Origin of the sequence: Janthinobacterium sp. DSP2-3-3 (assembly GCF_049897325.1) — a bacterium.
In the GTDB taxonomy this organism is placed as follows: Bacteria; Pseudomonadota; Gammaproteobacteria; order Burkholderiales; family Burkholderiaceae_D; genus Janthinobacterium.
In genome coordinates this window covers 148,830-174,449 of the sequence record NZ_JAFCWA010000006.1, presented here as the reverse complement: position 1 = coordinate 174,449, position 25,620 = coordinate 148,830, and the positions used below count along the sequence as shown (strand labels likewise).

General features: G+C 61.3%; 29 protein-coding genes. 11 read left to right on the top strand and 18 right to left on the bottom strand.

Going from position 1 to position 25,620, the window contains the following annotated elements:
• Window positions 1–154: 154 nt before the first annotated feature.
• Complete coding sequence (locus tag ACP7DE_RS14220; protein WP_426072710.1) at window positions 155–1,756, bottom strand: sensor domain-containing diguanylate cyclase; 1,602 nt, start codon at window positions 1,754–1,756, stop codon at window positions 155–157.
• 319 nt (window positions 1,757–2,075) lie between these two features.
• Here ACP7DE_RS14220 and ACP7DE_RS14215 point away from each other — a divergent pair, with 319 nt between their 5' ends.
• Window positions 2,076–3,230 carry a sensor histidine kinase gene (locus ACP7DE_RS14215; protein WP_426072709.1) on the top strand — a complete coding sequence of 385 codons (1,155 nt, stop codon included), beginning with the start codon at window positions 2,076–2,078 and terminating at the stop codon, window positions 3,228–3,230.
• Window positions 3,231–3,290: 60 nt separating this feature from the next.
• On the opposite strand, the gene ACP7DE_RS14210 is transcribed toward ACP7DE_RS14215, so the two are convergent.
• The 5 genes from ACP7DE_RS14210 to ACP7DE_RS14190 form a co-directional block, all read right to left on the bottom strand.
• Window positions 3,291–3,536 carry a hypothetical protein gene (locus ACP7DE_RS14210; protein ID WP_426072708.1) on the bottom strand — a complete coding sequence of 82 codons (246 nt, stop codon included), beginning with the start codon at window positions 3,534–3,536 and terminating at the stop codon, window positions 3,291–3,293.
• A gap of 105 nt (window positions 3,537–3,641) precedes the next feature.
• A complete protein-coding gene (locus ACP7DE_RS14205) occupies window positions 3,642–5,087 on the bottom strand; it encodes an RAD55 family ATPase (protein WP_426072707.1) in 1,446 nt (481 codons plus the stop codon).
• Window positions 5,084–5,500, bottom strand: a complete 417-nt coding sequence (locus tag ACP7DE_RS14200) for a hypothetical protein (RefSeq protein ID WP_426072706.1) — start codon at window positions 5,498–5,500, stop codon at window positions 5,084–5,086. Before ACP7DE_RS14200 ends, ACP7DE_RS14205 begins: the two co-directional genes overlap by 4 nt.
• Window positions 5,501–5,572: 72 nt before the next feature.
• Window positions 5,573–6,943 carry a hybrid sensor histidine kinase/response regulator gene (locus ACP7DE_RS14195; protein WP_426072705.1) on the bottom strand — a complete coding sequence of 457 codons (1,371 nt, stop codon included), beginning with the start codon at window positions 6,941–6,943 and terminating at the stop codon, window positions 5,573–5,575.
• A 163-nt stretch (window positions 6,944–7,106) separates the two neighbouring features.
• On the bottom strand, window positions 7,107–7,343 hold the full coding sequence (locus ACP7DE_RS14190) for a hypothetical protein (protein ID WP_101484231.1): 237 nt from the start codon (window positions 7,341–7,343) through the stop codon (window positions 7,107–7,109).
• Between the two features lie 238 nt (window positions 7,344–7,581).
• Between ACP7DE_RS14190 and ACP7DE_RS14185 the strand changes: the two genes are divergently transcribed.
• Both ACP7DE_RS14185 and ACP7DE_RS14180 read left to right on the top strand, forming a co-directional pair.
• The gene (locus ACP7DE_RS14185) at window positions 7,582–8,355 is read left to right on the top strand and encodes an Imm32 family immunity protein (protein ID WP_426072704.1); all 774 of its coding nucleotides are present in this window, start codon (window positions 7,582–7,584) and stop codon (window positions 8,353–8,355) included.
• Between the two features lie 76 nt (window positions 8,356–8,431).
• Entirely contained in the window at window positions 8,432–9,445 is a 1,014-nt protein-coding gene (locus tag ACP7DE_RS14180) for an SMP-30/gluconolactonase/LRE family protein (RefSeq protein ID WP_426072703.1), read from the top strand.
• Here the strand turns inward: ACP7DE_RS14180 and ACP7DE_RS14175 are convergent.
• Window positions 9,432–10,499: an SDR family oxidoreductase gene (locus ACP7DE_RS14175; protein WP_426072702.1), complete on the bottom strand. Its 1,068-nt coding sequence runs from the start codon at window positions 10,497–10,499 to the stop codon at window positions 9,432–9,434. The two genes, ACP7DE_RS14180 and ACP7DE_RS14175, sit on opposite strands and share 14 nt — an antisense overlap.
• A gap of 97 nt (window positions 10,500–10,596) precedes the next feature.
• Between ACP7DE_RS14175 and ACP7DE_RS14170 the strand changes: the two genes are divergently transcribed.
• From ACP7DE_RS14170 to ACP7DE_RS14160, 3 genes are all read left to right on the top strand, one after another.
• Window positions 10,597–11,511 (top strand): LysR family transcriptional regulator, encoded by a 915-nt coding sequence (locus tag ACP7DE_RS14170; RefSeq protein ID WP_426072701.1) that lies wholly within the window; start codon window positions 10,597–10,599, stop codon window positions 11,509–11,511.
• Between the two features lie 69 nt (window positions 11,512–11,580).
• Entirely contained in the window at window positions 11,581–12,612 is a 1,032-nt protein-coding gene (locus tag ACP7DE_RS14165; protein ID WP_426072700.1) for a MerR family transcriptional regulator, read from the top strand.
• 69 nt (window positions 12,613–12,681) lie between these two features.
• Entirely contained in the window at window positions 12,682–13,785 is a 1,104-nt protein-coding gene (locus tag ACP7DE_RS14160) for a hypothetical protein (RefSeq protein WP_426072699.1), read from the top strand.
• Here the strand turns inward: ACP7DE_RS14160 and ACP7DE_RS14155 are convergent.
• On the bottom strand, window positions 13,760–14,989 hold the full coding sequence (locus ACP7DE_RS14155; RefSeq protein ID WP_426072698.1) for a D-amino acid dehydrogenase: 1,230 nt from the start codon (window positions 14,987–14,989) through the stop codon (window positions 13,760–13,762). The two genes, ACP7DE_RS14160 and ACP7DE_RS14155, sit on opposite strands and share 26 nt — an antisense overlap.
• Window positions 14,986–15,453 carry a winged helix-turn-helix transcriptional regulator gene (locus ACP7DE_RS14150; protein WP_426072697.1) on the bottom strand — a complete coding sequence of 156 codons (468 nt, stop codon included), beginning with the start codon at window positions 15,451–15,453 and terminating at the stop codon, window positions 14,986–14,988. The genes ACP7DE_RS14155 and ACP7DE_RS14150 overlap by 4 nt, the downstream gene beginning before the upstream one ends.
• Window positions 15,454–15,563: 110 nt before the next feature.
• Here ACP7DE_RS14150 and ACP7DE_RS14145 point away from each other — a divergent pair, with 110 nt between their 5' ends.
• Window positions 15,564–16,736, top strand: a complete 1,173-nt coding sequence (locus tag ACP7DE_RS14145; protein WP_426072855.1) for an MFS transporter — start codon at window positions 15,564–15,566, stop codon at window positions 16,734–16,736.
• A 4-nt stretch (window positions 16,737–16,740) separates the two neighbouring features.
• Here the strand turns inward: ACP7DE_RS14145 and ACP7DE_RS14140 are convergent, their stop codons facing one another.
• The 4 genes from ACP7DE_RS14140 to ACP7DE_RS14125 all read right to left on the bottom strand — a co-directional run bounded on the left by ACP7DE_RS14140 (window position 16,741) and on the right by ACP7DE_RS14125 (window position 20,156).
• Window positions 16,741–17,436, bottom strand: coding sequence for a Crp/Fnr family transcriptional regulator (locus tag ACP7DE_RS14140; RefSeq protein WP_426072696.1), 696 nt, complete (start codon window positions 17,434–17,436; stop codon window positions 16,741–16,743).
• A gap of 155 nt (window positions 17,437–17,591) precedes the next feature.
• Window positions 17,592–18,239 carry a response regulator gene (locus ACP7DE_RS14135; protein ID WP_426072695.1) on the bottom strand — a complete coding sequence of 216 codons (648 nt, stop codon included), beginning with the start codon at window positions 18,237–18,239 and terminating at the stop codon, window positions 17,592–17,594.
• 38 nt (window positions 18,240–18,277) lie between these two features.
• Complete coding sequence (locus tag ACP7DE_RS14130) at window positions 18,278–19,510, bottom strand: GAF domain-containing sensor histidine kinase (protein ID WP_426072694.1); 1,233 nt, start codon at window positions 19,508–19,510, stop codon at window positions 18,278–18,280.
• Window positions 19,511–19,574: 64 nt separating this feature from the next.
• Window positions 19,575–20,156 carry a DJ-1/PfpI family protein gene (locus tag ACP7DE_RS14125; RefSeq protein WP_426072693.1) on the bottom strand — a complete coding sequence of 194 codons (582 nt, stop codon included), beginning with the start codon at window positions 20,154–20,156 and terminating at the stop codon, window positions 19,575–19,577.
• A 195-nt stretch (window positions 20,157–20,351) separates the two neighbouring features.
• On the opposite strand from ACP7DE_RS14125, the gene ACP7DE_RS14120 reads away from it, so the two are divergent.
• Both ACP7DE_RS14120 and ACP7DE_RS14115 read left to right on the top strand, forming a co-directional pair.
• The gene (locus ACP7DE_RS14120) at window positions 20,352–20,666 is read left to right on the top strand and encodes a hypothetical protein (RefSeq protein ID WP_426072692.1); all 315 of its coding nucleotides are present in this window, start codon (window positions 20,352–20,354) and stop codon (window positions 20,664–20,666) included.
• 110 nt (window positions 20,667–20,776) lie between these two features.
• Window positions 20,777–21,076 carry an antibiotic biosynthesis monooxygenase family protein gene (locus ACP7DE_RS14115; protein ID WP_426072691.1) on the top strand — a complete coding sequence of 100 codons (300 nt, stop codon included), beginning with the start codon at window positions 20,777–20,779 and terminating at the stop codon, window positions 21,074–21,076.
• Between the two features lie 142 nt (window positions 21,077–21,218).
• Here ACP7DE_RS14115 and pncB read toward each other — a convergent pair whose 3' ends face one another.
• Together pncB and ACP7DE_RS14105 are read right to left on the bottom strand one after the other, a co-directional pair.
• The gene (gene pncB, locus ACP7DE_RS14110) at window positions 21,219–22,409 is read right to left on the bottom strand and encodes a nicotinate phosphoribosyltransferase (RefSeq protein WP_426072690.1); all 1,191 of its coding nucleotides are present in this window, start codon (window positions 22,407–22,409) and stop codon (window positions 21,219–21,221) included.
• Window positions 22,410–22,486: 77 nt separating this feature from the next.
• Window positions 22,487–23,362 (bottom strand): cysteine hydrolase, encoded by an 876-nt coding sequence (locus ACP7DE_RS14105; protein WP_426072689.1) that lies wholly within the window; start codon window positions 23,360–23,362, stop codon window positions 22,487–22,489.
• A 71-nt stretch (window positions 23,363–23,433) separates the two neighbouring features.
• Here ACP7DE_RS14105 and ACP7DE_RS14100 point away from each other — a divergent pair, with 71 nt between their 5' ends.
• Entirely contained in the window at window positions 23,434–23,673 is a 240-nt protein-coding gene (locus ACP7DE_RS14100; protein ID WP_426072688.1) for a TIGR02450 family Trp-rich protein, read from the top strand.
• On the opposite strand, the gene ACP7DE_RS14095 is transcribed toward ACP7DE_RS14100, so the two are convergent.
• Window positions 23,655–23,909 carry a hypothetical protein gene (locus ACP7DE_RS14095; RefSeq protein WP_426072687.1) on the bottom strand — a complete coding sequence of 85 codons (255 nt, stop codon included), beginning with the start codon at window positions 23,907–23,909 and terminating at the stop codon, window positions 23,655–23,657. The genes ACP7DE_RS14100 and ACP7DE_RS14095 overlap by 19 nt on opposite strands.
• A 136-nt stretch (window positions 23,910–24,045) precedes the next feature.
• On the opposite strand from ACP7DE_RS14095, the gene ACP7DE_RS14090 reads away from it, so the two are divergent.
• A complete protein-coding gene (locus ACP7DE_RS14090) occupies window positions 24,046–24,345 on the top strand; it encodes a hypothetical protein (protein ID WP_426072686.1) in 300 nt (99 codons plus the stop codon).
• Between the two features lie 17 nt (window positions 24,346–24,362).
• Here ACP7DE_RS14090 and ACP7DE_RS14085 read toward each other — a convergent pair whose 3' ends face one another.
• Window positions 24,363–24,908, bottom strand: coding sequence for a hypothetical protein (locus tag ACP7DE_RS14085; protein WP_426072685.1), 546 nt, complete (start codon window positions 24,906–24,908; stop codon window positions 24,363–24,365).
• Between the two features lie 101 nt (window positions 24,909–25,009).
• The gene (locus ACP7DE_RS14080; protein WP_426072684.1) at window positions 25,010–25,615 is read right to left on the bottom strand and encodes an FMN-dependent NADH-azoreductase; all 606 of its coding nucleotides are present in this window, start codon (window positions 25,613–25,615) and stop codon (window positions 25,010–25,012) included.
• Window positions 25,616–25,620 lie beyond the last annotated feature (5 nt).

The following is a 25,620-nucleotide window of genomic DNA, read 5'->3' as shown; positions in this document are numbered from 1 at the left end:
GTTTGCAATGGTTGTGTCACGCTAGTGCTTACTGCGCAATGAAGGGGCGGACACGTCGATCCGTATGTTGCCGATTTCACAGGGACAAGGCTGGCGCACGCGCAGTGCAGGATGCAGGGCACAGCTGACGCCGGCCCTCACCATTCAAATATGGCTATCGAAACGCAAAAACAGTCGCAAGCTGCTCGGCGCTTTCGTGAGCAGATTCATAACAGACCTGATTTCTCCCGGATGCCTTGGCCTTGTACAAGGCCTTATCAGCGAGCTCAACCAGTTCCACTGCCTGATTTTTCAGATGCACCGGCACAAAAGCCGCCACGCCGATACTCACTGTCACGACGCCAAGAGAATTGCCGGTATGAGCAATGCCCATGGATTGCACGGCATTGCGCAAACCTTCCGCCACCGCCAATGCGCCGGCCAGATCCGTGCCCGGCAATAAAACCACCATTTCTTCACCACCGTAACGCGCCGCAAGGTCGCCTGGCCGGCGCATGCTATAGGCCATCACCTTGCCAATTTTTCTCAGGCACTCATCACCGGCCACATGGCCATAGATATCGTTGTATTGCTTAAAGAAATCGACATCGATCAAGACCAGTCCCAGAGCGCTTTCTTCGCGCTGCGCACGGCTGAACTCGGCGCTTAGCGACTGATCGAAATGGCGCCGGTTCGCCAGACCAGTCAAGCCGTCTTGATTGGCAAGGCGGGCCAAGGTTTCATTGATCAACTCCAGCTCATTACGCGCCTCCAGCAATCCCGCCTCGCTCTTGACCCGCAAATCGATTTGCCGCACCACGCGGTATCCGATGAATGCAATCAGCAGCACCAATACCCCACCCACTGCATTTTGCAAGACCGCGTCTAGGCGCCACTCGGCCAGCACTTCATCCTGTGACAATGCGGCAGAGACCACCAGCGGGTATTCCTCGATTCTTCGGTAGCTATTGATACGCGTCACGCCATCGACGCGCGACTTGATCACGGCCGTTCCGACCGGGCTTTTGGGCAAATAATCACGAAACACGGGGAATTGTGAAATATCGCGTCCCAGCAAACTTTCATCGAATGGCCGCCTCAATAAGAGTATGCCGGCTCCATTCGCAATGAAAATAGCGCCCTTTTCCCCTATCGAAAAACGTTCATAAAACAGCCTAAAATAATTCATATTGATGGTCGCCAGCACCACACCGCCGAAACTTCCGTCAGGCATATTGATCCGCCGCGACACGGTAACAATCCAGTCCCCCGTTGATTTGCTGCGCACGGGAGGACCGACATAAGGCCCTCGCTCATCATGCGTTCGATGATATTTGAAATAATCTCGATCAGAATTGTTCAGATTATTCAACAACGTTTTCTGAGAATTCACCAACCAGCTGCCATCTTTGGCGTAGATGAAGATACCGTGTAACTGGGGCAGCTCGGCGACACGGGTAACCAGCAATTTGTGAATACGGGCCAAATCAAGATCGGAAACACCATCTGTCTCCACCCGCTCCAGCAGTCCGACCAACACCGTATCAGCCTCTTTAATCGTGTCATATGCATGCTGGGCAACAGACTGTGCCAGATTGGAGCTTTCACGCGCGGCTTCGTGCAATTGCACTTCCCGCGCGCGCAAGGTCATCCATAACTGGATTGCCAGGAGGGACAGGCACACCAGTACAACAAATGAAATGGCCAGCGGCAGCAAGGAAAAACCCCGGAAATCCGCTCCCAGCAGTCGCGGCGGCAGGCTGCGTGACCTGATCATAGATACCCTCACGGATTGATAGCTGGCAAAGTGTGCACCAAATAGATGGCAACATATTCACCTATTGTCACAAACAAGATATAAAAAATTCACCACACTTGCTGCGCAACATGCCTTCGCCGTCATGACAGCGAAGAATGCCGGCTTCAGCTTGCGATTGTTTGCCATACCGCCATTCCAGATGCAACGGAATGGGGAACAATTCAGCTCCCCATCCATTCCAGCAAGAACCCTCGCAACGTCCTGCACATGCACAATGCGCCATCCATCGCATCAACGGCGTACACTGGCTTCTCTTCCATCAACGCATTGGTCCATCGTGAAACTATCGCTTTTTATTACAGATCATCTGGAGCAGATCCTGGAGGAGTGGGAACTCTTTGCCAGCTCGCTTGCCATTCCTGGAGCCGCCATCTCGAAAGCAGAATTACGCGATCATGCCAAGCAGATGCTGGAAACCATCGTGCGCGACATGGACGTCATCGAGAACGCGGCGCAGCGAAAAAAGAAATCAACCACAGGCGTGTCGGAAATAGCGGGCAAGGAAACGGCAGCCGCAACGCATGGTTCGCTGCGCCAGCAAATTGGCTTCACACTGCCGCAGCTGACGGCGGAATTTCGCGCGATGCGGGCCAGCGTTCTGCGACTGTGGATGGCACAGGTGACAGTGACGTCAAAATTGGCGATAGAAGACATCCTGCGCTTCAATGAAGCGATAGACAAGGCGTTGCAGGAATCGGCCATACGCTATTCGCAGCAGAGCGACCGCACCCGCAATACCTTTCTCGCCATTCTCAGCCACGATCTGCGCAGTCCGCTGACCACCATGACGATGGCAGGCGCGCTGCTGAGCAGGCCGAGCGCGAACCCCTCTTCCACGGTAGAGATCGGCGCACGGGTTGCGCGCAGCGCGGCCGCCATGACAACCATGGTGAACGATCTGCTGGAATTTGCCAGGACGCAGCTGGGCGGACATATGCCCTTCTCCCCTTCCTTGGGCGATATCGGGGAAATCTGCAAGACGGCCGTCGAGGATGCCTCGGCCGCTCACCCGAAATGCAAGTTTGAACTGAGCACCTCGGGCGAGATGATCGGCGACTTCGATGCGCCCCGCCTGGCCCAGCTGTTTTCCAATTTGCTCAACAATGCTGCGCAATATCGCACCGACGACCAGCCGGTGACCATCACGGCCTACGGCGATGCCAATACGGCCGTGGTGCAGGTCAAGAATTTTGGCCGCCAGATCCCGCATGCCGCGCTGAAGACCATATTCGATCCATTGGTACAGCTGGCAGTTTCTGACGAGTACAAGGCGCCCAATGCCACCAGTATCGGCTTGGGTCTGTTTATCGCGCGTGAAATCGCCTGCGCGCACGGCGGCACGATCTGCGCCGAGTCGAGCCTGGAATGCGGCACGATATTTACCGTGCGCCTGCCCAGGGTGTCGCTGAACGAGAATGCGAACGGCGGTTAGGGGCGGATCCCGGCAAAAGACGGCACCTTCTGCCGACACCCCTGCCGGGACAGGCTCGCCCTACCTGCGGCTGAGCGGCACATACTCGCCGGGCAAGCCGGCCGCTTCCAGCGCATCGGCAAAGGCCAGCAAGAACTTCGCCGGGCCATGTTCCGACACCAGCAGCGAGGCCCCCTTGTGGCGCAGCAGTTTCAAGACTTCCTGCTGATGCGCCTGGTATTCCTGCGAATGTCCATAGAAGGTCTGATACATTTCCAGCGTTTCCATGGCTTTCGCGGCCAGGATGAATTCGGGTTTGTCCATCATATCTCCTCTTGATCAGCAGGGAAACACAGAAGACCCATCATCCGTCTCCTGTGCGTACAGCCATCACCGTCTGCATGGCCGCACTTCCATCATACGCCTCAACGCCTAGACCCGGTAAGGGTCGCCCGACAGTATGCCCTGGTACTGGCTGAGGGCGGCACCGATCTTCACGCCGCCGGCGTCGATATCGTAGAAGCGGATATCCTTGCTATGGCCGCTGCCACGCACCTTCACCACCGATACCACGCGCTTGAACTGGCCTTCGAGCTCGATGTAGCGCTGCATGACGATGGCGTCGGCCAGGAAAGCGTTGCCGTAGGAACTGAAGCGCAGCATGGTGTACTGATCTTCCAGCTCGGCCGTCATCAGCACCGACACGCCCATTTCCGTCAAGGCCGCCACCAGACGGTACAGCGATTCGCGGAAATCCTCGCGGAACATGGAGGCCAGCGCCATTTCAAAGCCGGACAGCGAATCGATGACCACGCGCTTGGCCTTCATGCGCGTGATCATACCCACCAGGTCATGCAGGATTTCATCGAGCGACAAATCCAGGGTGCGCGTGTTGATCACGCCGATCTGGCCGGAACTGACGAGTGCACTCAAATGATGGCTGAGCAACTGGTTCGGGCTTTTCTCGAAGGCGGCGATCACGCCGGGCTCGCCGCAGCGCACGCCTTCCGTCAGGAATTGCGTGGCCAGCACGGTCTTGCCGGAACCGGATGGTCCCACCAGCAGCAGTGAGTAACCTGCCGGCAAGCCGCCGCCCATCATGGCGTCGAGCTCCGGCACGCCCAGCGACAAGCGCTCATTGCCGGAAATACTGACCTCTTGCATACCGCTGGTCTTCAACACGGCGCGGGAAAATATTTCCACCCCATTATCATTGATGCGGAAGGTGTGGACGCCCAGCCTTTGTGACTGGCCGCGCATCTTGACCACCTGGATCTTGCGCACCATGGCATCGCGATGCACGAGCTGAGACAGCCACAGGATGCCGTCGGCCACCGTGAACACGGCGCTCGACTCGGCCTCGGGCGCCAGGTATTCGCCGATCAGGAAGGTCGTTGCCAGCCAGCTGGTCATTTGCGCGCCCAGCTGCTGCACAAAATTCTGCAGGCCGGCAGCGCCCGTTTCCATGGCCGTGGCCGACTGCACCACGGAGCGGAAGGAATCGACGAAGACCAGGCTGGGCGAGAACGCCTGCACCTCTTCGGCGATGCGCGCCAGCACGCGGTCGAAATCGCCTTCCAGCAAGTCAGACGACAGATTGACGAACTTGATCGACTGGTTGATCTTTTCCACATCGAAGAAGGGAAACTGCTGCTGATAGCGCAGCATCTTCAGGGGTGGCTCGCCCAGCACTGTGAAAAACAGCGCCTTGCGCTCAGGCGTGGCGAGGGAAAACATGATCTGGTGCGCCAGCGTCGTCTTGCCGCTGCCGGGCGTGCCCGCTACCAGGTTGAAGGAAAACTCGGGTATTCCACCGCCCAGCAATTCGTCCAACCCCGGCACGCCAGTTGCCAGGCGGTGGATGGTGACTTTGTTCATTCGTTCGGCTCCGTTCCAGCATTATTCACAACGTCATCCCCCCAGGCTCTGAGGAGGATGCTATTCGTTAAGAGTTCGCCAATTAATAATATAAGGGTATTGATGAAGTGCATCAACATCGCCGTGCTTGCCGCACAGGCGACTGCGTCCGCCTGTCCCTGCAAGCTGGCGCGCAAGGCGGTCATGGCAGCTGCCAGCGCTTGCGGTGGATGGGGCGACAAGCAGCTGAACTGCTTCTGACTCTGGTGCAGGCTGCGTGCATACATCGACTCCACGCCCCGCTCACCAATGATCTGATTCAATTCAGTGGCCAGTCGCTCCCAAAAGCGAATACTGACGTCTACCACCGCACCTGGTTCGCGTAACAGCGCGTGCTCTATCCTGCGCTGCCGCTGTTCATGGACTGTGGCCATAATCGGATCTTTTCTCTGCGGTTTTCGGTGCAAGGACCATGTTAAACAAAAGCATCAGGGTTTCTTCGCCCATCAGCGCGGAACCGTTGCCGTGATTATTTTCGACAAAGCGTCGATATTGATGGGCTTTACCAGGTAGTGGTCAAACCCTGCCTGGCCAGCGCGGTCAAACTCGCCAAGCTGACTGTACCCTGACGCGGCAACAAAGCACGGCAGCGGTGCCACCAGCGCCGCACGGGCCGAACTGATGACCTGGTAGCCATCCATGCCCGGCAAGCCGATATCGCATACGATGACATCGTAAGGCGCATCGAGCGCGGCGCGCAAGCCGCTGGGGCCGTCATTGCGCACGTCGACATGGTGGCCGTCCTGCGTCAGCAGCAGCGCCAGCATTTCCGCCGCATCGGCATTATCCTCGATCAGCAATATGCGGCGTGGCAGTGCGCACGCCGCAGGTACCTCCTGCATGCCCTGCGATGGCGGCGCCAGCGACGACAAGGGCAGCTGCAACACAAACTGGCTGCCAAAGCCGACCCCTGCGCTGAACACATCCACGGTGCCGCCATGCAACTGGGTAATGATGCGCACCAGTGACAGGCCGATGCCCAGGCCGCCCTGCGCCCGTTCCAGCGAACGGAAGCCCTGGGTAAACAGGTCGAAGATGAAGGGCTGGATATCGAGGGCAATGCCGGCGCCATCGTCGCTGACCGCAATTTCCACCAAATCATCGTGACGCCTGACGACGATGTCGATGTGGCCAAGCTCGTGCGTAAATTTGCTGGCATTGATGAGCAAGTTGGCAAACACTTGCGTCAGGCGCACCAGGTCCCCTTCGATGACCAAGGGTTCGTTCGGCAGGCTCACGCTCAGCACTTGCTGGCGTTGGCTGATGCTGGCCTGGCCAACTTCCACGGCACTGGCGAGGATGTCGCTCAGCAGGATGGGCGCCAGCTGCAAGGTGATCTTTCCGCTGCTGACGCGCGAAGCGTCAAGCAAGTCGTCGATCAGGCGCGCCATATGCGCCACCTGGCGGCCGATCACGCCATGCACATCCACCAATTGCGGATCGAGGGCGACCTTCTTGGCCAGCAAGTCATTGGCCATCGCCAGCGGCTGCAAGGGGTTGCGCAACTCATGCGCAAGCATGGCCAGGAATTCCGTCTGGCGCAAGGTTGTCGCTTCGGCGGACGCTTGCATATCCTGCGCGCCAAATGTCGCCAGCACGAGATTTTGATTGGCTTCGCGCAACTGCATGATCAACAGGCCAAAGGCGTCGGATTTATCCTTTTCCTGCAACTGCATCTTGGCCATGATCAACAATTGATTGATCGTCTCGCGCAGCAGCTTGACTTCGCGGTTATGCAAGGCATGCAGATTTTGCTCGGAGGGCAACTGCTGGGCGGGCGCATCCTCAGGATCCGGCGAGAGTGCTGTGTAGTGCATGGTGACGGTGTGCGGCCTGTGGGGGCCGGCCTCAAGGACAACTCTTCGTTCCGCGGCGTTCACTCAGGCATCGCCGCGCACGCCAGCTCGATTGCTGCATACGGTGTATTTCTCTCTAGCCAAACACGATACTCTATTTCCCTTACGAAATGAAGGCATTACTTTACTTATCGTCAACAGTGCGCAGGGGTAGCACGTAATTGGCGAGCTGCCACCCCATGGCCAGGGCCGATTGCTCCGCTTCGTGCCGCGTGCTGCGATTTTCCAGATTGGCTTGCCGGACATCTTCAAAGCCGCACTTGCTCAGCACCAACTGTCCCTGCCAGCACCCCTCGGGCAGTTCGCAGGCGTAGGCCGAGATCAGGAACCCATTATGGGTGGTGGGATTCGCATAAGACATGAGGCCTCCGTAGGATTGCCAGCGACGTAGTGAACCAGCACCTCGCTCGTCATTGCAGTATAGTCAGACTTAGTGTAACCGCAATGCGGCTGGAAGTAAGCGCAATACGGCGCGAATTTCATTTAAATCAAATACTTACGCATCAGGCCGCCTGACGGAATGGTCGCGCGCGTGCATTGGCAATATGTTGCATTCCGTACAAAAATACGCCTATCGCAATCCTCCCCCGTCTTGCTTTATGGACCAATACCATTTCCTCATCGGCGAATTCAGCAAGAATAGCCTCTTCCTTCCCGCCGTGGCCAGCGCGCAGCTGTTTGCCTGGTTCGCGCAGATAGGGGAACCCGTCGAGCGCTACGGCAGTAAGCGCGGCAAGGTCGTCAAGTTCTCGCAGAAAAACTACGAGAAGATGCTGTTTGCGCCCGATGCCGACAGCATCGCATTGTTCAGCGCGGATCGTGCCGCCGACGAAGCCGACGAGTTCATGAACTGCGACGCGCTGGCCTGGTATCATTCGACTGATTCGCTGCTGCTGGCGATGCGCGCCAGCAAGCTGCCGCTGCAACGGCTGTTCGACGGCGCGGCAAGCATACCCGGCTTGCTCGATTATTGCGATGACGTGCAAGGCTACAGCGAAACCCTGGGCTATGGCTGCGGCTGCGCACGACGGCAAGACACACTGGCTTTTAAGCGGCGAAGAACAGGCCGCCGCCCGCGCCGACCTGCTGGCGCACGCCATGCCGGGCTCCCATATCGATCATCGAACTCCATGAACACACACCTTTCCCTGCACTGCTATCTGCACGACGCGCCGTCCGAACGCCCCCTGCCGTGCTCCGACGTGACCATCCATGCCGACCCCGCCACCCTGCGCGCCATTGCCCATTTTCTGCTGGCCAGCGCCGATGCGTTTGATGTGGCGCAAGCACGCGCTGGCATGCACGCCCATCTACAAGACGAATGGGACGGCTGGCAAGACGACTTCCCCGACCTGATCGTGGTGGCGGCCTGAGATGAGACATAGACTGGCGCCCCGGCTGGCGCGCCTCGGGTAACATACGCCACCTTTGCTATACAGAGATCGCTCCATGCATCAATCCTCCTTCGTGCCGCATTCCCGAACCGCCCTGCCCTGGCTGCGCGCCGCCGTGCTGGCCACCGCGCTGGCCAACCTGTCCGCCTGCGCCAGCCCGCCCGCGCACGAGACCTTGTTCCTCGCCACCACCCTCACGCCCGCGCATTCCTTCACCAAGGGCATCGAAGGCCCGGCCGTCGATGCGGATGGCAATATCTATGCCGTCAACTTTGCGCGCCAGCAAACCATCGGCAAGGTGCGTCCCGATGGCAGTGGCGAAGTGTGGCTGAGCCTGCCCGGGACCAGCATCGCCAACGGCATCCGTTTCGGCAGCCGGGGTCAGATGTATCTGGCCGATTACATGGAACACACGATCTACCTGGTCGATCCGGCCACGCGTGCGCTGTCCATCCACGCGCGCGAGCCGCGCATGACGCAGCCGAACGACATCGCCATCACGGCCGATGACGTGCTGTATGCGAGCGATCCGAACTGGAAGGAAAACACGGGCCGCGTGTGGCGCATCGCACAGGATGGCAAGGTCACCCTGGCGCTCGACACCATGGGCACGGCCAACGGCATCGAGGTCAGTCCCGATGGCAAGATTTTGTATGTGAATGAAAGCGTGCAGCGCAATATCTGGATGTATGACATCGCCGCGGACGGCAGCCTGAGCGGCAAGCGATTGCTGATCAAGTTCGACGATTCCGGCATGGACGGCATGCGAGTCGATGTCGATGGCAACCTGTACGTGACGCGCTATGGCAAGGGCAGCGTGGTCAAACTGTCGCCGCAGGGCCGCATCCTGCGCGAGATCAGCGTGCCCGGCGCCAAGCCCAGCAACATCACCTTCGGCGGCCCCGACGGCCGCACGGCGTACGTGACGGAAGTGGTGCAAGGGCGGCTGCTGCAATTCCGCGTCGACCGCCCGGGGCTGGAGTGGCAGCGCGCGCAGCAACACAAGAGTAATGCGGCAGCAGCGGCAGCCCCGCCACCGGCCGCAGTGGAGCAGGTCAGCGCGGAATGACGCGCTCCGCCTTCAGGCGCGCGAACAGGGCGATGAAGGCATCCTGCGTATCTTGGTAATCAAGAAAGCCCGCCTTGCGGCTCTTGCCCATGTCCGTCATCACTTCCATCGGCCGTCCCAGGTCGGCATCCGTATGCCACCAGGAAGCGAGGCGGCCGATGTCCGTTTCCACCAGATCATGCTGCTGCGCAATGGCACGCCATTGCGCGGGCGCATCCTGCATGCGGCCGGCCAGCGGCGCCATCGTCTCGGGCAAGTCCGCCGCTGCCACGCCGAAATACGCGGCCAGGCGCGGCCACATCCACTTCCAGCGGAACACGTCCCCATTGACGATATTAAAATCCTCGTTGCGCGCGGCGGGGCTGTCGGCCGCCCACGCCAGGTGGCGCGCAATCTGGCCCGCGTCCGTCATATCGGACAAGCCATGCCACTGCGCGCTGGAACCGGGAAAGACGAAAGGCTGGCCGCTGGCCTTGCACAAATTCGCATACACGGCCAGGGTCAGGCCCATGTTCATGGCATTGCCCAGTGCGTAACCGATGATGGTGTGCGGGCGGTGCACGCTCCACGTAAAACCGTACTGGGCAGCCGCTTCGAACAAGCGGTCTTCCTGTGCATAGTAAAAATTCTCGACAGGCTGACGGCCCTGCTCTTCGCGGAACGGTGTGACGGGCACGGCGCCTTGTCCATACGCCTCGAACGGCCCCAGATAGTGCTTGAGACCCGTCACCAGCGCCGCGTGGCGCAGGTGACCGCTTGGCCCCAGCGCGGCCAGCACATTGGCCAGCATGGCACCGTTGACGCGGATGTTTTCCTGCTCGTCGGCCTGGCGCGCCCAGGCCGTGAAGAAGACATGGCTGGCCTCAAAGCCCGCCAGCGCCGATGCCACGGCGGCGCCATCCGTCGCATCGAGCTGCAGCGCTACGCAGCCGGCGGGGACTGGCGTGCGGCCGCGCGAGACGCCCGTCACCTGCCAGCCTTGCGCCAACAGATGCGTGGCCAGATTGCTGCCGATGACGCCGCTGGCGCCGATGATGAGGGCGTGTTTTTGCATGAGAGAGTGCCTCCGAAAGAAAAAACCATCATATCCGCGACACCAATTCTCATCCGCGATATTATTTCAACCTATTCATGAAAAAAATTCCTGAATCATGTTTTCATCGGAACATTTGAAAGGCCTCACGCCCTTCCTCGCCACGGCTGACGCGGGCAGTTTTACCAGGGCGGCCGAACGCCTGCACCTGAGCAGCTCGGCTGTCAGCAAGAGCGTCGCGCGCCTCGAAGAACGGCTGGGCGTGCTGCTGTTCGAGCGCAGCACACGCCGTTTGAAACTGAGCGACGCGGGCCGCGCCTACTACGCCACCTGCAAGCGCGTGCTGCAGGAACTGGCGGATGCGGAAGACGTGCTGGGCGAGCACGCGACGGAACTGGCGGGCCAGGTGCGCATCGGCGTGCCCGCCTCATATGGCCGGCTGCGCGTGATGCCGGCCCTGCTGGAACTATGCGCGCAGTATCCGCGCTTGCAGCCGTCGATCGCCTTCAGCGACCGCTTCGTCGACCTATTCGAGGAGCGCATCGATATCGCCGTGCGCATCGGCACACCCGGGCACTGGCCGGCCGCGCTGGGGCAGATGCACCTGGGCGACGAACAGCTGATCCTGTGCGCGGCGCCCGCCTACCTGGCGCGGCGCGGCACGCCCGCGTCCATCGCGGATCTGGATGGCCACGACTGCATCGCCTATGGGCGCGGCGACGGCTCGCCCATGCCGTGGCTGTTCCTGGACGCTGAGCACGGCGGGCAGGTGGAACACCGCCTGGCGTCTCCCCGCATGACGGTGGGCGACGCGGAAGCGCGCACGGCCGCCGTGCTGGCGGGCCTGGGCGTGGCGCAGCTGGCCACCTGGCTGGTGCAAGAATACCTGGCCACGGGCGCCATCGTGGCAGTGCTGCCGGCACTGGCCACACAAGGCTTGCCCCTGTACCTGGCCTGGCCGCTGGCGCGCCAGTTGACACCCAAGACCGGCACCTTGCTGCAGGAACTGCGGCAGCGTCTGACAATCAACTAAACATACTGCTTGACCTTAACGTAACGTTAGGCTCGATGCTGTTTGTACGCACCAGGAAAGGAGCAAGCGATGCTGTTGAAAATCGGTGAACTGGCCCGGCTCACGGGCCTGACTATCCGCACCCTGCACCACTACGACAGCATCGGCCTGCTCTCGCCTTCGGCGCGCACGCCCGCTGGCTACCGCCTGTACCAGCACGGCGACATGGACCGGCTGCACCGGATCATGGCGCTGCGCAAGTTCGGCTTGTCGCTGGCCGATATCGCCAACGCCCTCGCCGGGCCGGACCTGCCGTTGAGCGCCATCGTGGCGCAGCAGATCGCCATGCTGGAGCGCCAGATCGCACAGGCGTCCACCCTGCGTGTACGCCTGTGCACCCTGCAGGCGCAACTGGTGCAGGGGCAGGCCCCGGAACTGGCCGAGTGGCTCACTACGATGGAGTTAATGACCATGTACGACAAATACTTTAACAACGAAGAACTGCAACAGATGCCGCTGCTGTCCGATGCGGCCGTGGAACAGGAATGGAAGGCCCTGGTGGCAAGCGTGCGCGCCGTCAAGGACGCGGGCGCCGGCGCCGATGATGCCCAAGCGCAAGCCCTAGCCACGCAATGGATGGTCAAGCTGGTGCGCGACACGGGCGCCCACCCTGGCCTGTTCGCGCGCCTGAACAGCATGCACGCGCAGGAGCCAATCATGCAAGCCACGACCAGCATCGATGCGGACTTGATGCAATTCATCATCGCCGCCTTCAATGCCTCGCGCATTGCGCTGTATCGCCCTTTCCTCAATGCGCAGGAATATGCGCACCTGGCCGCCAACTACGGCAAGCGCTCGGGCGAGTGGCCGGCCCTGATCGCCGCCGTGCGCGCCGCCATCGATGCGCATACGCCGCCCACCGACCCGGCCGTGCTGCAACTGGCGCGGCAGTGGCTGGAGCTGTTCCATTCGTATGCGGGAACGAACCCGGCCACGCAGCTGAAATTTCGCCAGGCGCACCAGCAGGAACCGCGTCTGATGGAAGGCAGCTTTGTCGATGGCGCCATGCTGCAATACCTGGGCGCGGCGATGGCCGTGGTGGCGCAGGAAAAGCAAGCGTAAAAGTTGGCGTGCGGCATTTCCAGGCGGTGGCCAGGTAGAATCGGCCATCGCCCACCACAGGAAAACCCGATGCGCTGTTTTTTGTTACGTTCATTGCTTGTATGTCTGTCCCTGCCCGCCCTGAATGCCGCCATGGCGGCCGAGCCGCCCGTGCAAGGGGTGTGGCAGGGCACCTTGGGCAAGGCGAATGTGGTGGCTTGCTTCAACCAGCCCAGCCCCACGCAAGGGGCTGACCGCAGCGGCAACTATTACTACACACGCTACAAGACGCCGATCATGCTGGCCAAGCCCAACGGCAAGGTGCTGTGGCAGGAACTCGACGCCAAGGGCGACACGACGGGCACCTGGTCATTGCATGCGCCGCAAGACGGCAAGCTAAGTGACAAGCTCATCGGCAGCTGGACGGACCCGAAAAGCGGCAAGACCCTGCCGCTGGCCTTGACCCTCCTGGAAGCGGCGGGCGACCGCGAGCACCCATCCTGCGCCAGCGATGCCTACAACCTGGCGCTGGAGGTGTTTCCCAGCACCAGGGTGAGTAAACCGATCGCCTTCGAAGGCAAGCAATATCGCAACTTGCAAATCGGCGACACCATCACCGTGGAATTGATTGGCCCCGGCGATGGCGTGGCGAAAATCAATGCGCAGCTGCGCGCCGTGCTGGCCAAGAACAAGCAAGACCTGGCCGACTTCTATGCCACGCGCCGCGAATACCTGGGCCGCAACGGTTTTACGACGGAGGACGAAGTGTATGCGGAGCCGACCTACTGGTCGCCGCGCTGGGTAACGATCAAGTTTTACCGCTGGCCGGCCGGCTATGGCGCCAATGGCATCTCCATCAAGTTCCGCACCTGGGACGTGAAGACGGGCCAGGAAACGGACGTGTGGAACTGGTTTGGCGCCAGCGCCAGCGATGGCGACGACAAGGCCGAATTGCCCGACCGCCTGCGGCAAGCCCTCTTCAAGAATGTGAAAATCGACGCCGAATGCAAGGGCACGGATTACGACGGCCGTGGCCGCTTCCACCTGTCCTTGAAAGGCGAAGGCGTATCGTTCTGGGAAGATTCCAACGGCAGCGGCTGCGAAAACGACTTCCTGCTGCCTTACAGCAAGGTCGGCCCCTTCCTCACTGTCAAGGGCCGCGCCGCGCTCAGCGACTTGCTGCCGAAGAACTAGCCACCGCAGTGTTCACCATCGCGGCTACCAGCTCGGCCGTCGCGGCCGCCAAGGTCCAGCCCAGATGGCCGTGGCCCGTGTTGTAGTACACGCCGGGCGCCTTGCCCGGCCCCACTTTCGGCAGCATGGCCGGCAGCATGGGGCGCAAGCCCGCCCACGGGATCACCTTGCGTGTATTCACGCCAGGAAAACATTGCTCGACCCATGCCAGCAGAGGGCGGATGCGGTCGGCGCGAATGTCGTGGTTGACGCCATTGAATTCCGCCGTGCCCGCCACGCGCAGCCTGTCTTCGCCCAGGCGGCTGCTGACCAGCTTGGTGGCATCGTCGAGCAGGCTGACCTTGGGCGCCGCCGCCCGGCTGGCTGCATCATCGAGCTGCACGGTGATCGAATAGCCTTTCACGGGATACACATTCACATGGTCGCCCAAGGATGCCGCCATGGCGCGGCTGGCCGTGCCCGCGCAGATGACGGCGGCGTCGAACAAGCTGCTCTCCTCGTCCAGGCTGACGCGCACCTTGCCGCACTCGCGCGCCAGCGCCGTCACGTGTGTGCCATAGCGGCATGTCACGCCCAGGCGGGCGCAGGCATCGGCCAGGCCGCTGGTGAATTTGTGGATGTCGCCCGTGGAATCGCTGTCCGTGTAGTAACCGCCGTAAAAGTCGCCGGTGAGGGCCGGTTCGATGGCGCGCATGTCGGCAAGCGTAACGGCGCGACGCTGCAAGCCGCCCCGGGCCAACAGGCGCGACACGCCGGCCGCCCGCTCGAAGCCGCGCTGGTCACGGTAGACATGCAGGATGCCGGCGCGGCGGTGATCGAAGTCGATATCTTCTTCTTGCGCCCACGCAAACAGGTGCTCGCGCGCGGCGATTGCCATGCGCGCCGTGGCGATGGTGTTGCGCTCATAGTCCGGCATGGCGGCGAGAAATTGTGCAAACCAGCTCAGCTTGTGCCAGCTGGGCCAGGGATGGAGCAGCAGCGGTGCATCGCGCCGCGCCATCCATTTCACGGCGTTCAATATCGTTGCCTTGTGGTTCCACACTTCCGCGTGCGAGGCTGACAATTGCCCGCCATTTGCATACGACGTTTCCATGGCCGCATAGCGGTGCCGCTCGATCAGGGTGACATTGACGCCCCGTTTCGCCAGCGCGTAAGCGGTGGTGACGCCCGTGATGCCGCCGCCGATGACGGCCACGCGCTTCATGCTTTCGTCTCCACCTCAGTGGCCACCTTCTGTACGACGGTATCGCCCGCCTGCAAGACGCGGCCATCTTCGGCCTCCACGTTCATCCTGCGCACGGGCAAGCCTGAAGCGCGCTGCAGCAAGGTGGAATGCGCCTCGCCCGATGCGAACAACTGCTCCTCGCTCCACTGGCGCAAGCCCACCACGACGGGAAACAGGCCCAGCCCCTTGGCCGTCAGCACGTATTCCTGATAAGCCGTGCCGTCCGAGGCGGGCGCGACCGTAAAAATGCCCGCTTCCACCAGGGTGTGCAGGCGGTCGGCCAGGATATTTTTCGCCACGCCCAGGCTTTTCTGGAATTCGCCAAAGCGGCGCATGCCGTCGAAGGCGTCGCGCACGATCAGCAGCGACCAGCGTTCGCCGATCACGTCGAGTGCGCGCGCCACGGGACAGGGGTCGGTTTTCAGGCTTTTGCGCTTGGCCACGGCTATCTCCTTGATTGAGTGGTTGCATTTTAAAACTTCTTAACCTAGACTCCAACTAGTTTTATTTTGCAACCACATATGGACACCCCATGCGCGACTCGACTCCCGACATCCCCCTGACTACTCTTGCCCCTTCCCTCGTCTGGCTGTTCGCCTGCGCAGCCGGCCTCAGCGTGGCCAATGTGTATTACGCCCAACCCTTGCTCGCCACCCTGGCGCACGAATTCGGCTTGACGGACGCCGCCAGCGGCATGGTCATCACGGCCACGCAGCTCGGCTGCGCGCTGGCCCTGCTGCTGCTGGTTCCCTTGGGCGACATGCTGAACCGGCGCCGTTTGACCCTGTTCCAGCTGGGCTTGCTTGCCATATCCCTGGCGGCGCTGGGCTGCGCCCGTTCCACGGCCGCGCTGCTGGGCGGCATGCTGCTGGTGGGCTTGCTGGGCACGGCCATGACACAGGGCTTGATCGCCTACGCGGCCAGTGCAGCGGCCAGCCACGAGCGGGGCCGGGTGGTGGGCATGGCGCAGGGCGGCGTGGTGATCGGCTTACTGCTGGCGCGCACCTTGTCCGGCGTGGTGGCCGATCTCGCCGACTGGCGCGCCGTGTATTTTGTCTCTGCGGCCATCGCTTGCGCCCTGCTGTTGCTGCTGTGGCGCAAGCTGCCGCCGGCGCAGCCGTCCAGTCAACGGCTGGCCTACGGCGCGCTGATTGCCTCGATGCTGGACATGCTGCTGCACAACAAGGTGCTGCGCGTGCGCGGTATGCTGGCCTTGCTAATGTTTGCCGTCTTCAATATTTTCTGGAGCGCCCTGGTGCTGCCCTTGACTGAGCAAGGCTATACGCACGCGGCCATCGGCGCGTTTGGCCTCGTGGGGGTGATCGGGGCGCTGGGCGCGGCGCGGGCCGGAGCGCTGGCCGACCAGGGCCGTGCCCAATGGACGACGGGCGCGGCGCTGTTGTTGCTGCTGGCCGCGTGGCTGCCGCTCGGCTTTGCGGGCACGGCCCTGTGGCCCCTGGTGGTCGGCATCATCGCGCTCGACTTGGCGGGCCAGGCCATCCACGTGACGAACCAGAGCCTTATTTTCAAGCAGGACAGCGACGCGCACAGCCGCCTGGTGGCGTGCTATATGCTGTTTTATGCGGTGGGAAGCGGACTCGGTGCGATTGCCGCCACCAGCGTGTATGCGCTGGCGGGCTGGCATGGGGTATGCGCGCTGGGCGCGGCGGTCAGCTTGCTCGCCCTGCTGTTCTGGCGGCTGACCTTGTCTACTGAAAAAGCTTAGATGCTTAATTCAGCATCGCCGTGGCGGAACCATGGCGGTAGGTTTTCAGCGCATCGGGCTGGATCTGGATCAGCGAACCGCTGACTTTAATCAAATGCAAGTCCGTCAGCTGGTGCAGCACGCGCGACAGGGTGGCGGGCGCCAGGTTCAAAAACGATGCCAGCAGGCTTTTCTTCAAGTCCAGCTTGACCTCGTTGGAACGCTGCTGGTCCGATGCCTGCAACAGGTACTCGACCACGCGCTGGGTGGCGTTCTGCACGGAGCAGCGTTCCACGTTGCGAATAAAACCCATCAGGTGGTGCGACAGGCTGTTCATCATCTGGCGCGCGATACGCGGCGACTGGTCCAGCAGGCGCAGCAGCGCGTGTGGCGGGATGCGCAGCAGCAGGCAGTGCTCGAGCGCCTCGGCGCAGAACGGGTACGGTTCGTCGAGGAAAATCATGGCTTCGCCAAAGCTCTGGCCCGGGCGGATCAGTTCCAGTACCTTGTCGGTACCTTCCATGGAAAACACGCTCAGCTTGACGAGACCGAAGACCACGACATAGGCGCCTTCCGCCGCTTCGCCCTTGCGGAACAGCACTTTGCCTTTTTCCACTTCGACACGCACGACATCCTGGCGCAATTGTTCTAATTGCGAAGGGGAAATATGGCGGAACAGAGCCTGGCTCGATAGCAAGCCATCGACGTTGACCTTATGCATGACACTCTCTTATTAGATTAGCGAATGACTAAGAGTGTAATGCGCAGGCAGCGTCAAGGCCATACGTCAAAGGAACTAGGGTTGTCTAGGCCGGAACGCCATGCAGATCAAACAATCGCGCATTCCTTGCGCACTATTTGCGCTTTGTTTGATCTTTATTTGCCGAGTTCGCGCTCCACCGCATACACGGCGATCTGCACACGGCTGCTGAGCTTAAGCTTTTTGAGGATATTTTGCACGTGGATTTTCACCGTGCTTTCGGCCACGTCCAGCTGGCGCGCGATTTCCTTGTTGCTCTGGCCGCGCGCCAGGCACGCCATGGCTTCGCGTTCACGCGGCGTCAATTTGTCGTAGTCGGCCTGAGGCGCATTCTGTCCCGCGCGGAACTGCGACACCAGCTTGGCCGTCATGGCGTCGGCGATCACCGATTCGCCGGCGGCGGCGCGGCTAATGGCCTGGCCCAGCTGCTCGGCTTCGATGTTTTTCAGCAGGTAGCCGCGCGCGCCCGCGCGCAGGGCCGCGCCCAGGTCGGCCGCGTTTTCCGATACGGTCAACATCAGCACCACCATCTGCGGCATGTCTTGCAAGATCAGCTGCAGCGCTTCCACGCCGGTTACGCCGGGCATGTTCAAGTCCATCAGCACCACGTCGGGCCGCAGCTCGGCCGTCAGGCGCACGCCGTCGAGCCCATTCGATGCCTCGCCCACCACCTGGAATAAAGGATTGCGCTGCAGCAGCAGCTTGACGCCGCTGCGCAGCAAGGTGTGGTCGTCGACCAGCAGGATTTTGATTGGAGCGTTCACGTATTTGTATCTTCTAACTGGTAGGAATGAATCGTCTGTTACGCCGCCTGGCGCCGGGCTGCCGGCAAGGCCAGCGAGATCGTCGTGCCGCCGCCGGGCGTGCTGTCGATGGCAAATTGCGCACCCAGCCGCTCGGCTCTTTCCTGCATGATACGCAAGCCGATCTGCAATTCCGTTTTCTTGTCGCGCAGGTTGGCGGCGAAGCCTTCGCCATCGTCGCGCACCTGCAGCGCAAAATCGCGTCCGTTTTCCACGCGCAGGGCCACGTTGCTCGCTTGCGCGTGCTTGCGGATATTCGACAGCGCTTCCTGCACGATGAAGAGGATCTGCAGTTGCTGCTCCGGCGCCAACGGCGCGCCATTGCCGCTCATGTCCAGGGTGCCGACGACGCCCGTCTGCAGCTCAAACTTGGCCAGCACTTCGCTGAGCTTGCTTTCCAGGTCGCTGCCATGCCAGCGCGTGCGGAAATTGACCAGCAATTCGCGCACGTCCTGGTAACTCTGTTCGACGCCCATGCGCATCAGCGGCAGCACTTCGGCCGCTTCGTCGAGCTGGCCGCGGCGTACGGAATCGTCGAGCATCTGTACTTGCAAGCTGATGAAGTTCAAGCTTTGCGCGATGCTGTCATGCAAGCCTTCGGCCAGCAGGCTGCGTTCGCGCGCGACGGCGAATTCCTTCTCGCGCGCGATCAGGCGCTGGTTCTCGATGGCAATGCCCAGGCTCTGGCCCAACGTTTCCAGCCAGCCTTGCTGCTGCGCATGCACGGCTTGCGGGCGCGCAAAGTGCAGCGAAAAACTGCCCACCACCTGCTCGCGCGCGAGGATGGGAAAGACGGCGATGGCAATAAATCCTTCGTCCTGGCAACGGTAGCGCTGCAGCGCATCGACCTGGCGGAAATCGCGGATCTGGATCACGCCCTGCGCCACGGCAGCGCCGCACAGGCAATCGTTGTTGCGGATGCAGTGTTCCTCTTCCACCATGGCATCGGAAATACCTTCATGCACGATGATGTGCACGGTGTCTTGTTGCGGATCAAGGATGCGCACGGTGCCGCCCTCGGCCTGCGCGAACTGCATCACGTGGCGCAAGAAGCCACGGCACAGCGCATCGATGGCGTGCTGGCCTGCCAGCAAGGTGGAAATGTCATGCAGGGTGGCCAGCTGGCGTTCCTGCGCGGCGCTCAGGCCCGATTCGGCTTGCGCCAGGCGGCGCTGGCGCCAGCGCGACGCTGGAATTTGTTTGCGGGAAGGTTGACTGCGCGGCGCATGCATGAAGAACTCGAATCTGAAAAGTGGTGCGCCCGGCAAGCGCTGCGGCCTGCCGGGCTGGTGAAGGTTACAAATGGATCTCGGTGCCCAGCAGCTTGACGAACTGCGCCAGCCAGGCCGGATGCGCGGGCCAGGCGGGCGCCGTGACAAACTGGCCATCCGTGACGGCGTCCGTGACGGCGATGTCGGCATACGTGCCGCCCGCCAATTTCACTTCCGGCGCACAGGCTGGATAGGCGGAAATGCGCTTGCCGCGGATGACGTCGGCGGCGGCCAGCAATTGCGCGCCGTGGCAGACGGCGGCGACAGGCTTGCCCGCCTCGGCGAAATGGCGCACGGCGGCGATGACTTTCTCGTTCAGGCGCAGGTATTCGGGCGCGCGGCCGCCGGCGATCATCACGGCGTCATAGTCGGCCGGATCGATTTCGTCGAAGCTGGCGTTCAGGGTGAACAAATGACCCGGCTTTTCCGTGTAGGTCTGGTCGCCCTCGAAATCGTGGATGGCCGTCTTGATCGTCGCGCCGCTTTTCTTGCCGGGACAGACGGCATGCACGGTATGGCCCAGCATCAGCAGGGCCTGGAATGGCACCATCGTTTCATAATCTTCTGCAAAATCGCCGGTCAAAAACAGAATTTTCTTCGCTGCCATTTAGTTCTCCTATGAAAGATTGACCCCGCATTCCCGCCTGCAGGACGCACCGCAAGGCGTATCTTAGCGCGACTTGGCAGCCATACTGGATATTTATCAAACTTTTGCGCCTTGATCGATGATTTTACAGGCTGAGGCAGAATTTTTTACAGGCTTGCAGGTCAAACTCAAATATCCCTACTGGAAAGCCTGGCCATGAGCACCTCCACCCGCCCCCTTGTTTCGCCTGCCCTGATCCGCATCTTCGACCAGCTTGCCGATGCGCAGCAGGCCCGCAACGCGCTGCTGGAGCAAGGTTTCCCCGCGCACGCAGTCGAACTCGACACAGTCGACGACGAGGCCGTCCCCGTGCAGGGCAAGGCGGCGTGGCGCGGCATGTTCCGCCTTGTCGTCGCCGTGCACCAGGCCGGGGACAGCGAACGGGCCGCCGCCATCGTGCAGGCGCATGGCGGCAGCGACATCGAACAGCGCACGGCCAGCCATGCTGGCCGCAAACGATGGCAAGGGTGATGGCGAGGCGGATGGCAGCGAACAAGCGGCCGCGCACTGAGCGCGGTCCTCCCTCGCGCGGCCAAATTATGGCAAGATCAAGCTTCCTTCATTCCACAGTGGAACTTGCCATGATTTTTGAAATTGCCCATATCCAGATCAAATCGGCCACGCATGCTGCCTTCGAGGCGGCCGTCGCCAAGGCCGTGCCCCTGTTCCAGCGCGCGCGCGGCTGCGAGTCCATGCGCCTGGAGCGCTCGATCGAAAATGGCGACGCCTACCGCCTAGTGGTCGGCTGGACGACGCTCGAAGACCATACCGTGCATTTCCGCGGCAGCGACGACTTCCAGGCATGGCGCGGTCTGGTCGGCGAATTTTTCGCCGCCCCGCCCCAGGTCGAGCACATGAACACGGTGGTCGCAGGCTTCTAGACCGACAATCAAGCGCCCGACAGAAGCGTAGCGAGCGGCAGCAAGTTGTGGCCGAGAAGCGGAACTGTGCTGGGCACGGGGCCGCCGAGGCAGTGAGCATCGGAGGCCGCAAATTGCGACGCGCAGTAGCTTATGTCAGCGCTTACACGGCGGGATGGTGAAACACCTGCCGTAAGTAGGCAAGAAAGGTTTCATCCTTGCACAGGGTCTTGCCCGGCGAATCCGACAATTTCGCCACCGACTGGCCATTGCAGCGCACCAGTTTCATGACAATGTTGAGCGGCGTCAAAGCCACATCGTTGGTCAGATTGGTGCCGATGCCAAAGCCCGTCATGATGCGGTCGGCGAAGTGCTGGTACAGGGCAAAGGCCTTGTCCAGGTCCAGGCCGTCGGAAAACACGAGGCGCTTGGTATTGGCGTCGATGCGCAGGGCCGCGTAGTGGGCCAGCGCCTTTTCGCCCCACTCGACGGGGTCGCCCGAATCGTGGCGCAAGCCGTCGAACAGCTTGGCGAAATACAGGTCGAAGTCGGCCAGGAAGGCATCCATGCCGACCACGTCGGTCAGGGCGATGCCCAGGTCGCCACGGTATTCCTGCACCCAGTCTTCCAGTGCCGCCTTTTGAAAGTCGCGCAGGCGCACGCCGAACGACTGAAATGACTGCATGTATTCATGCGCCATGGTGCCGATCGGCACGATGCCCAGTTTTTTTGCCAGGTACACATTCGACGTGCCTTTAAAATATTCCGGCACTTCCTGCGCCAGGCGCTGCACCACCTCGTCGTGCCACGCGCCGGAAAAACGCCGGCGCACGCCGAAATCGGAAAATTCAAATGGATGCTTGCGCCGCGGCAGCTTGCCGAATTCCTTGACGGCCGCCACTTTCAAGCCCAGGCGGTGACGCCCTTCTCGCATGGCCGCGTCCAGGTCGAAACGGCGGAAATACAGTTCGTTGATGATGTACAGCACGAAAATCTCGAAACCCATCACGTGTACTTGCGGCCCGGCCGCGTGGACCAGCAGGGTGTCGCCATCCGTGCTGACCTCGATGAACTTGCGCTGGAAGCGGAAGACCGTCAAAAAGTCGACGAAATCGCTCTTCATGAAGCGCAGGGTGCGCAAATAGGCCAGCTCGTCGTCGGCAAACGACATCGAGCACAGGTGGTCGAGCTGTTCTTCCAGTTCGCCCTTCAGTTCAGCCAGGGGAAAGGCGGTGGCGTTACGGCAGACAAATTCGTATTCGGTATGGGTATTCGGATGACCGTGCAGCAAGGCTTGCCACATTGTAAATTTATACAGATCGGTTTCCAGCAAACTGCGCACTATCGGGGTCATGTGTGTTTTCTCCAACTTCCTGAAGCCAGAATAGTACGCCACCGCAAGCATTTCAGCTGGGCACGTTCGACAGTGGCTCAGGCAGCCGCGTTGTGCCGCGCGTTGGCCAGCAATTCGGGCAAGACATCGGCGGAAGTGGCCAGCCGCGCGCCGCGCTCTTGCATGGCGGCCAGGAAGTCGCGCTGCTGCGCTGCAAAACCCGTGACGGGGCTCATGCAGTCGGTCAGCAGCACCAGCCGCGCCAGGGCCGGCTTGCCTTGCTGCGCCTGCAGGTAGTCGGCGATATGCTCCGTGCTGGCTTTCACGCAGTGGCTACCCGCTTCGCCGGCAACATAAATCTGCTGCGCCGGCAGCAAGGTGGCGAGGAAATCCAGGTTCAGCTGGGTGGCCGCATCCTGCGCGTCGGGCACTTCCGCCATGACTGCCGAGTAATGCTCGGTCCACGGGTTGGAACCCTTGCTCAGCTTGGCCACTACTTGCAGTTGATCCACTTCCCAGCCGTTATAGGCGGCGCGCACGGCCGCATGGACATTCTGGCCCCAACTGCCGATCTCGCAGTGCACGGGCCACACCATCAGCTGATAGCGGCCCGCTTGCTGCAAGGCATCGAGGTAGGCCAGCGCGCGCGGCAAAGCGCCGCTGGCGGCGGGCAAAAACAGGCGGTCGCGCACCTGCTGCGCGCTGATCTGGGTAAACGGCGTGACGGGAGCGCCATCGCCCGTGCGCCAGAAGGCGGGGTGGGCGATGTCGTAGCGGTGATGGGCATCGAGCGTCACGCTGATCTGCGTCAAACCGCTGCCCCCTTCACGGATCAGCTGCGCCACGCGCAGCATATCGGCGTGGGCGCCGGGCACGGCCAGCGCCGGTGCGGCGCCGGCAGGCAGCCATTCGGCGGGCAAGTCGCAAAAATCGTTTTGCGGGTCGATAACGAGCAGGTGCAGCTGGCGTTTCATGGCGGTCCTCGTGCGTGGCGGGTATTGCATGATAATGGCAACATCGCCATCACGCCAATCCAGGGGCCACCATGAAGCTTGCCAATCACAATAACTTGCGTCCGAATAAATTACTGAACAGCAAATGGACAGCCGTCACGCCTGCCAACAAGGAAAAACACTTCCTCGTCATCAAGCTATGTGCAACAGCCACGCAGGATGAACCCGTCACGCACGTGGAGCTGGAAGCCGTGCATTCCGGCCGCGTGCAGATCCTGCCATGGCGCGCACTGCAGGATGCGGCGCAGTGGCATCAGGGATGGAAGACATAACGGCGCCGGCGCCGCTCGACCAGCTTGACGGCCACCTCTCCCGCTTCCGCCATGGCGTCCGCCTCCGTTGTAAACTGGTGGTCAGCCAACACCCGGCGCTTGCGCAGCAGATTCACCCGGTGCATGGGGTTGGGCGAGGGGGCGTAGATGGCGACGTAGGCGCCCCATAGCTTGCAGCCGCGCAAGCGCTCTGCCGTGTAATTCACTTCATAAAAATCAACATACTTTATCGGCACGATGTGCGCTCCAAAAATGACATGGCCGGACAGCTTGTCTCTACGGACTGACGCGGTGAGGGTAAAACCATGCGCTCGCGATTGCTCAGGATACTTAATTCAGCTCTCTTTTTATCACGCGGCACAGGAGAAAAAGATGAATGACTACATCATCTTCATGCATGACGACACGGCAACACCAATGGACAGCGCCACTTCCGCCTGGCAAGACTACTTCGCCATGCTCAGGGCCAGTGGCCGCTTCTGCGGTGGCAGCTCCATCGGGCCCGGCATCTGCGTGCACCGGTCAGGTCAGGCCAGGCCAGTCACGCCACACTTGTCAGGCTATCTACATGTGCAAGCTGAAAGTATAGACGATGCGAAAAAATTATTGCTGGGCAACCCTGTACTGAACGCAGGTGGCACGGTGGAAATCCGCGAGCTGCCGCGCGATTGACACAGCATGGCTGGCGCCTATTTTCCTGCCTCGGCAGCGGCATGCATGGACCAGACGACGCTGAGGATTTTCCATTCGCCGTCGCGCTTGACCATTTGCCACGCTTCCACGCCATAGTTCGACAATTTTTCGCCGACCAGGAATTCATAGTCGAAATTGACCCACGCCACATGGCGGTCCTGGGTGATCTTGACGTTGTAGAATTTTTCTTCCGTGCGCAAGGGTTCGCGCTTGATGAAGTTGGCGAAACCGACATAGCCGGCCGCTCCGATGCCGTCGAAGTGAACGTCCGTCGTATCGCGCATTTTCTTGATGAAACCGTCGTCGGCCGGCGCGGCGAACAGGATGTTTGTGTGCAGCATCAGCGACGACAGCAGCTTGACATCCTTGGCGATCAAGGCCGCCTGGAAGTCGGCGACAACCTTTTCGATGGCGCGGATATCCTCGGGCGTGGAAGTGACGCGGCCGACGTGGGGCGGCGCCACTGGCGCAGTTTGCGCCTGCACAGTCCCTGCCGCCAGCAGGGAACATCCGAACAGTACTGCGCTTGCCAACTTGTGCATGGGAGACTTTCATGGCGAACCGCTCGCCGGGCTGACACGGGGCGTGCCGCCGGCAAGCTTATGTCAACCATGGCAGATTGGCAATCCCCTGGAGACCTGGCTCAGGCAGCCAGGGCCTCGATCGAAGCGCGGCCCTTGGCGATCGCACTGGCGACGGCGTCCTCGCCCATGGCCACGCCTTCGGCTTGCACGAACTCGATATCGGTGATGCCGATGAAGCCCAGCGCCGTACGTAGATAGGTGCTCAGGTAGTCATACGCGGCTCCCGGTCCTGCGCTGTAGACGCCGCCGCTGGCCGTGAAAATAAGCGCTTTCTTCCCCGTGGCCAGGCCGACGGGGCCGGTGGCCGTGTACTGGAAAGTGCGGCCGGCGCGCGCCACGTGGTCAATCCACGCCTTCAGGGTCGAGGGCACGGAAAAGTTGTACATGGGCGCGGCCAGCACCAGCACGTCGGCGGCCAGCAATTCATCGACCAGGGTATCGGACAATTGCACGGCCGCAGCCGCCTGCGCGCTGCGCTGTTCGGCCGGCGTGAAGAAGGCGCTCATCACCTCTTCCGTCAGGTGCGGCACGGGCTGCAAGGCCAGGTCGCGTTCGACAACGCTGGCCCCTTGCGCAGCCAGTTTCGCGACGAATTCGCCGGACAATTGGCGCGACAGGGAACCGCTGTTACGCACGCTGCTATTGATGTGTAAGACCTTGCTCATGAATT

Coding starts and splice junctions, on each gene's coding strand:
- ACP7DE_RS14085 (WP_426072685.1), bottom strand. CDS start 24,908: ATGCACAAGTTGGCAAGCGCAGTACTGTTCGGATGTTCCCTGCTGGCG.
- ACP7DE_RS14080 (WP_426072684.1), bottom strand. CDS start 25,615: ATGAGCAAGGTCTTACACATCAATAGCAGCGTGCGTAACAGCGGTTCC.
- ACP7DE_RS14220 (WP_426072710.1), bottom strand. CDS start 1,756: ATGATCAGGTCACGCAGCCTGCCGCCGCGACTGCTGGGAGCGGATTTC.
- ACP7DE_RS14125 (WP_426072693.1), bottom strand. CDS start 20,156: ATGGCAGCGAAGAAAATTCTGTTTTTGACCGGCGATTTTGCAGAAGAT.
- ACP7DE_RS14195 (WP_426072705.1), bottom strand. CDS start 6,943: ATGCACTACACAGCACTCTCGCCGGATCCTGAGGATGCGCCCGCCCAG.
- ACP7DE_RS14200 (WP_426072706.1), bottom strand. CDS start 5,500: ATGGCCACAGTCCATGAACAGCGGCAGCGCAGGATAGAGCACGCGCTG.
- ACP7DE_RS14140 (WP_426072696.1), bottom strand. CDS start 17,436: ATGCATAAGGTCAACGTCGATGGCTTGCTATCGAGCCAGGCTCTGTTC.
- ACP7DE_RS14185 (WP_426072704.1), top strand. CDS start 7,582: ATGGACCAATACCATTTCCTCATCGGCGAATTCAGCAAGAATAGCCTC.
- pncB (WP_426072690.1), bottom strand. CDS start 22,409: ATGACCCCGATAGTGCGCAGTTTGCTGGAAACCGATCTGTATAAATTT.
- ACP7DE_RS14155 (WP_426072698.1), bottom strand. CDS start 14,989: ATGAAGCGCGTGGCCGTCATCGGCGGCGGCATCACGGGCGTCACCACC.
- ACP7DE_RS14160 (WP_426072699.1), top strand. CDS start 12,682: ATGCGCTGTTTTTTGTTACGTTCATTGCTTGTATGTCTGTCCCTGCCC.
- ACP7DE_RS14100 (WP_426072688.1), top strand. CDS start 23,434: ATGAAGCTTGCCAATCACAATAACTTGCGTCCGAATAAATTACTGAAC.
- ACP7DE_RS14205 (WP_426072707.1), bottom strand. CDS start 5,087: ATGAACAAAGTCACCATCCACCGCCTGGCAACTGGCGTGCCGGGGTTG.
- ACP7DE_RS14130 (WP_426072694.1), bottom strand. CDS start 19,510: ATGCATGCGCCGCGCAGTCAACCTTCCCGCAAACAAATTCCAGCGTCG.
- ACP7DE_RS14190 (WP_101484231.1), bottom strand. CDS start 7,343: ATGTCTTATGCGAATCCCACCACCCATAATGGGTTCCTGATCTCGGCC.
- ACP7DE_RS14165 (WP_426072700.1), top strand. CDS start 11,581: ATGCTGTTGAAAATCGGTGAACTGGCCCGGCTCACGGGCCTGACTATC.
- ACP7DE_RS14115 (WP_426072691.1), top strand. CDS start 20,777: ATGATTTTTGAAATTGCCCATATCCAGATCAAATCGGCCACGCATGCT.
- ACP7DE_RS14105 (WP_426072689.1), bottom strand. CDS start 23,362: ATGAAACGCCAGCTGCACCTGCTCGTTATCGACCCGCAAAACGATTTT.
- ACP7DE_RS14210 (WP_426072708.1), bottom strand. CDS start 3,536: ATGATGGACAAACCCGAATTCATCCTGGCCGCGAAAGCCATGGAAACG.
- ACP7DE_RS14180 (WP_426072703.1), top strand. CDS start 8,432: ATGCATCAATCCTCCTTCGTGCCGCATTCCCGAACCGCCCTGCCCTGG.
- ACP7DE_RS14170 (WP_426072701.1), top strand. CDS start 10,597: ATGTTTTCATCGGAACATTTGAAAGGCCTCACGCCCTTCCTCGCCACG.
- ACP7DE_RS14090 (WP_426072686.1), top strand. CDS start 24,046: ATGAATGACTACATCATCTTCATGCATGACGACACGGCAACACCAATG.
- ACP7DE_RS14175 (WP_426072702.1), bottom strand. CDS start 10,499: ATGCAAAAACACGCCCTCATCATCGGCGCCAGCGGCGTCATCGGCAGC.
- ACP7DE_RS14120 (WP_426072692.1), top strand. CDS start 20,352: ATGAGCACCTCCACCCGCCCCCTTGTTTCGCCTGCCCTGATCCGCATC.